This is a genomic window from Rhodococcus sp. R1101 (genome assembly GCF_000278445.1).
Taxonomy (GTDB): Bacteria; Actinomycetota; Actinomycetes; order Mycobacteriales; family Mycobacteriaceae; genus Rhodococcus; species Rhodococcus gordoniae.
In genome coordinates this window covers 1-6,631 of record NZ_AJVB01000199.1, presented here as the reverse complement: position 1 = coordinate 6,631, position 6,631 = coordinate 1, and the positions used below count along the sequence as shown (strand labels likewise).

Genomic DNA, 6,631 nt, shown 5'->3' with positions numbered 1-6,631 from the left:
GCGGTCTCTGCCTACAGCCCGTCGCTCGACCCGACCGACACCGGTTTCGCGCATTACACGCTCGACCTGTCGCACACCGCGACGGCAGGAGCAGACGCTCTCGCGCTGGCGGATCGGATGGGGGAGGGGCTGGCCCACCTCCACCTCGCCGACGGCAGGGGGTCCTCGCTCGACGAGCACCTCGTCCCAGGAACGGGCACGCAGCCGTGCGCGGAGGTCTGCCGCCGGATCGCGGCGAGTGATTTCGGCGGTCACGTCGTGCTCGAGATCAGCACCCAGAGCGCGCGCACACGTGCCGAGCGTGCCGGGATGCTGGCCCGGTCGCTGGCCTTCGCGCGCACGCATCTGGATCGTTCGGCGACGCGCGCGCTCACGGCCGGTCCCGAGAGTCCCCGGCACACGGACATCGCGCGCATCCCCGAATCGGAGCGCACCGATTCCGGCGGCGAACACGGCGACGCCTGAGATCAGCACCCGCGGTGAGGATGCCGGCGAGCGGAACCGCCCCGAACATCCTGCCGAGTCGCTCCGGCGCGGAAGTCCTCTCCACACCTGCTCACCAGAATTCACGTAACTGGATAGTTGTAGTATCCGGTGTCGAGGACGGGAGGTGATCCGTGCGTATCTCGGAACTCGCCGAGCGCTGCGGCATCCCGCTGCCGACGGTGAAGTACTACCTGCGGGAAGGGCTGCTCATGCCCGGAGTGGCGACGAGCGCTACCTCGGCGACCTACGACGACCGGCACGTCCGCCGCCTCGGTCTCGTCCGGGCTCTCGCCGCCCAGGGCCTGCCCCTCGAGAAGATCAAGACCGTCGTGGAGCTCGTCGACAACCCCCGCGACGACCTGTTCGTCGAACTCGGCCACGCCATTGCCGCCCTGCCTCCCTACGTCGAGGACTCGACGGGTCCCGACTACCCCCGGGCCCGTCGGCTGCTCGAACACCTCGGCCAGATCTACGACCCGCGGTTCGCGGCCGTGGCACAACTCGAACATGCGCTCGCGGCACTCGAGACGGCCGGTCTGCGGATGGGACATCGCCGGATCGATGCCTACGGCCGACACGTCCGCGCCATCGCCGAGCTCGACCTCGAGCTGCTGCCGACGGACTCCCGGGAGATCACCGTGGAGGCGGCCGTGCTCGGGACCGCACTGTACGAACCGGTGCTCACCGCCATGCGCCGACTGGCCCACCAGCATCTCGCCGCCCGCATGTTCGGGTCCGGCGATCTCCCCACGACCGGCGACGATCCGGCCCCGAACGACCACCAGGAGCAGCAGTGACCCCCACCGACCAGCCCTTCCGCGACCTGACTTCGGTCACCCGGGTGCCGGGCAGCCACCCCGACGGCACCGCCGCATGGCAGGCCCACATCGCTCCGGTGTGGACCATCGGACCCAAGGTGCACGGCGGCTGCTTGCTCGCGGTGTGCGCGTCCGTGGCCCGCAGATCTGTGCTCGACGCCGGCGTCGACCCCCTCACCCAGCCCCTCGCCGTCAGCGCCTCGTTCGTCTCCGCGCCCGATCCCGGCGACGTCGAGCTCACCACCGTCCTGCGCAAGCAGGGCAAACAAATCGGTGTCGTGGACGTCGAGCTGTCCCAGGCCGGTCGCGTGGCGGTGCGGGCGAGCGTCACCCTCGGCGCACCGGACACCGAGCAGCCGTTCCACACGGTGCCGCACCGCGCGACCACCATGCCCGCCGACCCGCCGGACGGGTCGGTGCTCGTCACCCCCGAGCACCCCATGGGGCAGATCGTGAAGTTCGCCTCCACCTCCCGGCTCCGGATCGACGCCTCCACCGCGCGCTTCCTCGACGGAGAGCAGGGCGAACCGCTCGTGTCGATGTGGACGCGGCCGTCACCGGGCGACGAGGCCGACGTCGACACCTCGGTACTGTTCGCGCTCATGTGCGGCGACGTGTCGGCTCCCGTGGCGATGAACCTCGGCCGATTCGGGTGGGCGCCGACGGTGCAGCTCACCGCATATCTGCGCCGGGTGCCGGCTCCGGGATGGCTGCGCGTCATCGCCGAGAGCAGCGTCCTCGGCAACACCTGGTTCGAGGAGGACCACACCGTCGTCGACTCGACCGGTCAGGTCGTCGTGCAGTCGCGTCAGCTGGCCATGATGCCGCGCTGACGCACTCCACCGAGGTCGGTCCCGGCAGGCGGGTCGTGCGGTGTGACCGCACGACCGTCACCGTGGTGTGGACCGCACGAGCCGTCGTGGCAGTCTGTCCCCATGACGAGAATCGCAGTGATCGGTGGCGGCAGGATCGGCGAGGCGCTGGTCTCGGGTCTGCTGAAGAACGGTTTCGCGACCAAGGATCTCGTGGTCGCCGAGAAGTTCGAGGAACGACGTGACGAACTGTCACGGACCTACTCGATCCGGGTCACCGACAGCACCGCCGACGCCGCGGAAGGCGCCGACGTGGTCGTCGTGGCCGTCAAGCCCAACGATGTGGACGCCGTCGTCACCGCCCTCGCGGCGGTCGACGCCGGGAACGACGACGAACAGATCCTGGTGTCGCTCGCGGCCGGCATCCCGACGGTCCGCTACGAGACCAAGCTCCCGGCGGGATTCCCCGTCGTGCGCGTGATGCCGAACACCCCGATGCTGGTCGGGGAGGGTGCGAGCGTGCTGTCCGCGGGCCGGTACGTCAAGCAGCAGCATCTCGACACGGTCCGCGAGATCCTCGCGAGCGTGGGGACGGTCTCGGTGGTCCCGGAGTCGCAGATCGATGCGGTCACCGCGGTGTCCGGATCCGGTCCCGCCTACTTCTTCCTCGTCGCGGAGGCGATGATCGATGCCGGTGTCGCGCTCGGTCTGACCCGAGCGGTCGCCACCGACCTGGTGGTGCAGACGATGACCGGTTCGGCGGCCATGCTCGCGCGTTCCGGAGACAACGCCGCCGACCTGCGCGCGGCGGTCACCTCGCCGGGAGGAACCACCGCAGCAGCGATCCGCGAACTCGAGCGTGGAGGGGTGCGCACTGCCTTCTACGAGGCGCTCGACGCCGCGAAGCGTCGTTCCGCGCAACTCGGAGCGGCATCCGATCAGGTGTCGCCCGTGGCCCGGGAAGGGCTCTCCGGGACCGCCTGACAGAGGCCCAGGTGAGGCGTAGCGTGACGACGAACGGCTCGCTCGCCGGAAATTCCCCGGCTGCATCGTCGCACACGAACCATTTGTCACGCTAAGCTCGAATCAGCACGTGCGTGTCTGTTCCGCCGGAGGGGAAGCCGGCGGCGCGGGCGTGCCGGAGGTGTGTAATGGTTTCAGGAAACACGCCGTCGAAGGGTCAACCTCAAGACGGACAGTCGGTTCTCGCCGGTACCCAGTTCCTGACGGTTGCCGAAGTGGCAGCTCTCATGAGGGTGTCGAAGATGACCGTGTACAGGCTGGTGCACAGCGGCGAACTACCCGCAGTGCGGGTGGGACGGTCGTTCCGCGTGCACGCGAAGGCCGTCCACGACTATCTGGAGACGTCGTATTTCGACGTCGGATAAGGGACGGTCGGCGCGTCGTCGGGGACGGCGGTTCGGCGAACGGATCCGGTGCGCGAGGGAAGTCGCGTCCCGGGGCGGACCTCGGTTTCACGCCGGTGGGCCGCCCCGGTAGGATTGCTTGACGTCGTACCGGCCAGCCGGTGTCGTGAGGCGCTGTTACTCGTCGCCACGAGGCCCAGCGTCGACATACATCAGGCGTACGTCACCGGCGTGCGCAGGAACGCTACAAGGAACGTGAGGGATGCCCACATGGGATCTGTGATCAAGAAGCGCCGTAAGCGCATGTCGAAGAAGAAGCACCGCAAGCTGCTCCGCCGCACTCGAGTGCAGCGTCGTAAACTCGGCAAGTAAGCATTGCGCCTGTCCGATGCCCGTCACCATCCATGGTGACGGGCATCGTTCGTCTCCGCATCCCGGCACCCGAAAATTCACCGACCTGTCGTGCGACGGCAGCGAAGTGGCCGTATTGTGGGACGGCATACCGCGCCGGGGCGAATGTGACCGATGACGCGTGTGGTGCAGCAGGGGGTTCACGAGTGGTTTCGCAGGGGCACGAGGCGGCACGTCCGCGAGTCGTGCTGGTCACCGGAGCAAGTCGGTTCCTGGGTGGTTTCCTCGTCACCAGGCTTGCCCAGAATCCGGATATCGAGCGGGTGATCGGCGTCGACACGCAGTCACCGTCGAAGGACATGCTCCGACGCATGGGCCGGGCCGAGTTCGTGCTCGCCGACATCCGCAATCCGCTCATCGGCAAGATCATCCGCAACATGGACGTCGACACCGTCGTCCACGCGTCCGCCGTCACCAAGGCCCCGAAGTCGGGTAGCCGCACCGCGATGAAGGACATGAACGTCCTCGGCGCGATGCAGTTGTTCGCGGTGTGCCAGAAGGCGCCGTCGGTGCGCCGGATCGTGCTGCGGTCCTCGTCCGTCGTCTACGGCTCGAGCGCCAAGGATCCCGCGAAGTTCACCGAGGAGATGAGTGCCCGCCGCCGGCCCACCGGTGCCTTCGCCCGCGACATGCTGGAGGTCGAGGGGTATCTGCGCGGAGTCGCCCGGCGGCGCAGCGACATCGCGACCACCATCCTCCGGCTCGCACCCACCGTCGGGAACCGGCTGCCCGGCTCGGTGTCGAGTTATCTCACCTCCTCGCTGGTCCCGAACGTGCTCGGCCGCGACGCGCGCCTCCAGTTGCTCCACGAGGAGGACGCGCTCGGTGCGCTCGAACACGCGGTCGTCGCCGGACCACCCGGGACGTACAACATCGCCGGTGAGGGCATCGTCATGATGACCCAGGCCGTACGCCGGGCCGGAGGGGTCATCGTGCCGATGCCCTACGCGCTGTTCCGTACCGTCGGGCACGCACTCATGGGTTCCGTGATGAACTCGTTCACCAAGGAAGAACTCGACTATTTCCATTTCGGATGCGGACTCGACACCACGCGCATGTGCGACGAGTTCGGATTCGAGCCACGCTGGACCACGAGAGAAGCGCTCGACGATTTCGCCCGGGGCCTCGCCCTCACCCGCCTCGTGAAGACCGAATGGGTGGACAAGGCCGAGTCGATGGCGCTCTCCGTGCTCGGAGAGACGAGGGAGACGCGATGACGGAGGTCGCGAAGGTCATCCCGTTGCACGCCGGCAACCGCCGTCCCGGCGAACGGGTCACACGCACACCCCATCCGTCCATGGGGCCACCGTCCACCCCCGAACGGAGGAGCCGCACCGATCAGTTCCTCGACGACCTGCGCGGAACCCTCGCACAGCAGGTCACCGCTACCGCCGAGTTCGTCCGCCGCCGCATGACCGGCGACTACGAGGTCGACGACTTCGGCTTCGACCCGCACTTCACCGACAACGTCGTCCTGCCGGTGTTGCGCCCGCTGTTCGACAAGTGGTTCCGCGTCGAGGTCCGCGGCATCGAGAACATCCCCGCCGAAGGCCGCGCGCTCGTCGTCGCCAACCACGCCGGCACGCTCCCCGTCGATGCGCTGATGACCTCCGTCGCCGTGCACGACCACGCCGACCGCCCGCTTCGGATGCTCGCCGCCGACCTCGCCTTCGGTCTGCCCGTGGTCGGGACGGTCGCCCGCAAGGCGGGCCATACCCTCGCGTGCCATCCCGACGCCGAACGCCTGCTCGCCCAGGACCAGGTGGTCGCGGTCTTCCCCGAGGGCTACAAAGGGCTCGGCAAACCGTTCAAGGAACGCTACAAACTGCAGCGGTTCGGACGCGGTGGTTTCGTGTCGGCGGCACTGCGCACCCAGGCACCCATCGTGCCGTGCTCGATCGTCGGCTCGGAGGAGATCTACCCGAATCTCGCCGACCTCACCTCGCTCGCCCGCCTGCTCGGCCTGCCCTACTTCCCGATCACCCCGCAGTTCCCGGCGCTCGGGCCGCTGGGGATCGTGCCGCTGCCCTCCAAGTGGTACATCGAGTTCGGCACACCGATCGTCACCGACGTGTACGACGACGCGGCGGCGGAAGATCCGATGGTGTTGTTCGAGGTCACCGACCACGTACGTGAGACGATCCAGCAGACCCTCTACAAGCTGCTCACGCGCCGCCGCAACGTCTTCCTCGGCTGAGTGCCGCCGCCTCCGGCCTATGCCGCTCGATCGCGGCGGCGGCCCACGAGGACCGCGACCGCACCACCTGCGGCCCCGAGGCCGAGCGCCGTCGGCACCCCGACCTTCGCGGCCTTGCGCGCCGTCCGGAAATCGCGGATCTCCCACCCGCGCGTACGGGCGACCTGCCGCAGATCCGGATCGGGGTTGATCGCGACGGCCGTGCCCGCCACCGACAGCATCGGCACGTCGTTGTGGCTGTCGGAGTATGCCGTGCACCGCTTGAGATTGAGACCCTCACGGATCGCGAGGGCGCGTACCGCGTGCGCCTTGCCGAGACCGTGCAGGATGTCGCCGACCAGACGGCCCGTGAACACCCCGTTCTCCGACTCGGCGACGGTCCCCAGCGCACCGGTGAGGCCGAGGCGTTCGGCGATGACGTCGGCCAGTTCGACCGGCGTCGCGGTCACGAGCCACACCTGCTGCCCGGCGTCGAGATGCATCTGCGCGAGAGCGCGGGTGCCCGGCCAGATCTTGTCGGCGATGATCTCGTCGTAGATC

The 6,631-nt window shown here is 68.5% G+C and carries 9 protein-coding genes; 8 read left to right on the top strand and 1 reads right to left on the bottom strand.

Features of this window, described 5'->3' with window-relative positions; genetic code table 11:
- The 8 genes from R1101_RS26690 to R1101_RS0113420 form a co-directional block, all read left to right on the top strand.
- A partial coding sequence (locus tag R1101_RS26690; RefSeq protein ID WP_016933937.1) for a sugar phosphate isomerase/epimerase family protein occupies positions 1–465 on the top strand: 465 nt, incomplete at its 5' end.
- A 152-nt stretch (positions 466–617) separates the two neighbouring features.
- A complete protein-coding gene (locus tag R1101_RS0113450) occupies positions 618–1,283 on the top strand; it encodes a MerR family transcriptional regulator (protein WP_016933936.1) in 666 nt (221 codons plus the stop codon).
- Positions 1,280–2,137 (top strand): thioesterase family protein, encoded by an 858-nt coding sequence (locus R1101_RS0113445; protein ID WP_016933935.1) that lies wholly within the window; start codon positions 1,280–1,282, stop codon positions 2,135–2,137. The genes R1101_RS0113450 and R1101_RS0113445 overlap by 4 nt, the downstream gene beginning before the upstream one ends.
- 102 nt (positions 2,138–2,239) lie before the next feature.
- Positions 2,240–3,100 carry a pyrroline-5-carboxylate reductase gene (gene proC, locus R1101_RS0113440; protein WP_016933934.1) on the top strand — a complete coding sequence of 287 codons (861 nt, stop codon included), beginning with the start codon at positions 2,240–2,242 and terminating at the stop codon, positions 3,098–3,100.
- A gap of 167 nt (positions 3,101–3,267) precedes the next feature.
- On the top strand, positions 3,268–3,504 hold the full coding sequence (locus R1101_RS0113435; protein ID WP_006552345.1) for a helix-turn-helix domain-containing protein: 237 nt from the start codon (positions 3,268–3,270) through the stop codon (positions 3,502–3,504).
- A gap of 249 nt (positions 3,505–3,753) precedes the next feature.
- On the top strand, positions 3,754–3,855 hold the full coding sequence (locus tag R1101_RS29605) for a 30S ribosomal protein bS22 (RefSeq protein WP_003402602.1): 102 nt from the start codon (positions 3,754–3,756) through the stop codon (positions 3,853–3,855).
- 224 nt (positions 3,856–4,079) lie between these two features.
- Entirely contained in the window at positions 4,080–5,111 is a 1,032-nt protein-coding gene (locus R1101_RS0113425) for an NAD-dependent epimerase/dehydratase family protein (protein ID WP_026003238.1), read from the top strand.
- Complete coding sequence (locus R1101_RS0113420) at positions 5,108–6,091, top strand: lysophospholipid acyltransferase family protein (RefSeq protein ID WP_016933931.1); 984 nt, start codon at positions 5,108–5,110, stop codon at positions 6,089–6,091. Before R1101_RS0113425 ends, R1101_RS0113420 begins: the two co-directional genes overlap by 4 nt.
- A 17-nt stretch (positions 6,092–6,108) precedes the next feature.
- Here R1101_RS0113420 and R1101_RS0113415 read toward each other — a convergent pair.
- On the bottom strand, positions 6,109–6,631 hold a 523-nt coding region (locus R1101_RS0113415), incomplete at its 5' end, for an HAD family hydrolase (protein WP_016933930.1).

What these genes read in the sequence shown, in the direction of transcription:
- proC (WP_016933934.1), top strand. Translation starts at nt 2,240, where the DNA reads ATGACGAGAATCGCAGTGATCGGTGGCGGCAGGATCGGCGAGGCGCTG.
- R1101_RS0113435 (WP_006552345.1), top strand. Translation starts at nt 3,268, where the DNA reads ATGGTTTCAGGAAACACGCCGTCGAAGGGTCAACCTCAAGACGGACAG.
- R1101_RS29605 (WP_003402602.1), top strand. Translation starts at nt 3,754, where the DNA reads ATGGGATCTGTGATCAAGAAGCGCCGTAAGCGCATGTCGAAGAAGAAG.
- R1101_RS0113420 (WP_016933931.1), top strand. Translation starts at nt 5,108, where the DNA reads ATGACGGAGGTCGCGAAGGTCATCCCGTTGCACGCCGGCAACCGCCGT.